The sequence below is a fragment of the Paracoccus endophyticus genome (genome assembly GCF_003286075.1).
Taxonomy (GTDB): domain Bacteria; phylum Pseudomonadota; class Alphaproteobacteria; order Rhodobacterales; family Rhodobacteraceae; genus Paracoccus; species Paracoccus endophyticus.
Window position 1 is genome coordinate 1 of the sequence record NZ_QLUV01000061.1, and the last position, 558, is coordinate 558.

The 558-nt window shown below is 60.6% G+C and carries 2 pseudogenes; one reads left to right on the forward strand and one right to left on the reverse strand.

What is annotated here, in order from left to right:
* Positions 1 to 228, reverse strand: a pseudogene (locus tag DPQ23_RS15270) (transposase); the annotation flags it as partial.
* Positions 229 to 351: 123 nt separating this feature from the next.
* Here DPQ23_RS15270 and DPQ23_RS15805 point away from each other — a divergent pair.
* Positions 352 to 558 (forward strand): annotated as a pseudogene (locus tag DPQ23_RS15805) (IS5/IS1182 family transposase); the annotation flags it as partial.

The following is a 558-nucleotide window of genomic DNA, read 5'->3' on the forward strand; positions in this document are numbered from 1 at the left end:
CATTTCCATCAACGCCAGCACGAACGCCTGTTCGCTCCTCTGGTAGCGTTTGAAAATCTCCGTCGAGAAAGCGCCCTCCCGCGTCTGCGGCACCAGCAACGTGACCGGCCCAACGCGGGTGTAGAGCGTGCGCGGGCGATAGCCGTTGCGATAGCCCGCCCGCTCCTCTGTCCGCTCGTGACGCTCCGCTCCCAGTGTCTCCGCCACCTGCGCCTCCAGTATCTGGTCGGCCCTGCAAAAGCTCGGGAAGGCGCATGAACAGAAGGGTTTCGCCGGAAATTCACACGATGAAATCCCCGAGAAATTAAAATAATAGGCATGGAAACCTGAGAGAAATTGAGGGAAGTTCTGATGGTCACTGACGATTTTTTCCGCGCCCGACTCGATCAGATGATTGACCTTCGGCATCCTTTGGCGGTGCTGGCAGGTCGGCTGCCGTGGGGACAGATCGAAGCGGCACTGGCACCGGCCTTTGCCCGCCAGAACCGGCGTGGCCAAGTGACGCCAGGCAGCGACCTGTTCGGGACGACGCTGGAGATCGCCGGTGCTGGTGTCAGT